This is a genomic window from Bradyrhizobium yuanmingense, from assembly GCF_900094575.1.
Classification (GTDB): domain Bacteria; phylum Pseudomonadota; class Alphaproteobacteria; order Rhizobiales; family Xanthobacteraceae; genus Bradyrhizobium; species Bradyrhizobium yuanmingense.
This window is the reverse complement of the sequence record NZ_FMAE01000093.1, coordinates 1-1459: the sequence shown is the minus strand read 5'-3', so window position 1 is coordinate 1459 and position 1459 is coordinate 1. Positions and strand designations below refer to the sequence as shown.

General features: G+C 63.0%; 1 protein-coding gene and 1 pseudogene. Both read left to right on the top strand.

Features of this window, described 5'->3' with window-relative positions; translation table 11 throughout:
* On the top strand, positions 1-193 hold a 193-nt coding region (locus GA0061099_RS41975), incomplete at its 5' end, for a hypothetical protein (protein WP_208604933.1).
* A 199-nt stretch (positions 194-392) separates the two neighbouring features.
* A pseudogene (locus GA0061099_RS39150) lies at positions 393-1377 on the top strand (IS256 family transposase); the annotation flags it as partial.
* Positions 1378-1459: the final 82 nt, after the last annotated feature.

Genomic DNA, 1459 nt, shown 5'->3' with positions numbered 1-1459 from the left:
CGGTCCGGGCTGGATCCACCGCAACGAGGGGCAGTGGGCGCCGGAGAACCTCATGCGCTGGATGCACCGGCTTGGCGTGCTACCGAGCCCCGACCGGCCCCAGACCAACTTCATGATCGACGGCAGGTCCTACACAGCCCAGCTGGGACCATCGCGCAAGCAAAGCAAAATTTACGTCAGGCCAAAAGAGTAAACGCTCGGTTGGCAGAGTTCCAGGTGACGTAACGGCGTCCTGATCTGAGTAATGATGACGGTGGTTGTCCTCCGATAGATGATGAAACGGGGCACAACGTCGGAGCTATCGCCCAAAGTTGGTGACGGCGGGAATCGGGAAGGCGCATATCGTGGGGGTGCTTGACGCCTCCACTTCTCCACCGAAGGAGCGATATGCCGTGTCCAACGATAACGTCATTCAGCTGATTCAGCCAGGAATCTTCGACGATCAACTCACAGAAGTCTTGCGCAACGGGCCCGTGCCCTGCTCGCGAAGGCGCTCGAGGCCGAGGTCGAGACTTTCTCGGCCAGCATGCCGATTTGAAGAGCCGGGATGGCCACCAGCGCGTCGTCCGCCACGGTCACCTGCCGGAGCGCGAGGTGATGACCGGTATCGGTCCGGTCGCGGTCCGCCAGCCGCGTGTACGCGATCGCGAGGCCGCCGCTGCCGATCCTGGCCGCGTCCGGTTCTCGCCGTCGATCCTGCCGCCCGACATGCGCCGCTCGAAATCGATCGAGACGCTGTTGCCAGTCCTTTATCTGAAGGGGATTTCGACTGGCGACTTCTCCGAGGCGCTGGCGGCGCTGCTTGGCAAGGATGCTGCCGGGTTGTCAGCATCCGCCATCGGCCGACTGAAGGGCGGTTGGACTCGACGAGCACGCCGCGTGGCAGAAGCGCGATCTGTGGGCCAAGCGCTACGTCTATATCTGGGCTGATGGCATCCATCTCGAAGCGCGGCTCGAAGACGAAAAGCAATGCATCCTCGTGCTGATCGGCACCACGCCGGAAGGCCGCAAGGAACTGGTCGGCTTCACCGATGGCGCCCGGGAGAGCGCGCACGATTGGCGCGATCTGCTGCCCGATCTGAAGCGGCGAGAGCTCGACGTGCCCCGCAGCTCGTCATTGCCGATGGTGCACCCGGGTTCTGGAAGGCTGCCGGCGAGGTCTGGCCGAAAACGCGCGAGAAGCGCTGCTGGGTGCACAAGACCGCCAAGGTACTCGCCAAGCTGCCGAAGAGCCAGCACCCGAAAGCCAAACGCGCGTTGCAGGAGATCTGGATGGCCGAAACCAAGGCCGCAGCCGAACTGGCGTTCGACGCCTTCATCGAGAGCTACACGCCCAAATACGAGAAGGCGGCCGACTGCCTGCGTGCGGATTCCGATCGATGTCGCCCAGGATTCCGAGATGATCTCGCCCACCATTCCGATTTGAAGTCGCCCACCCGTTCCGAGATGATGTCGCCCA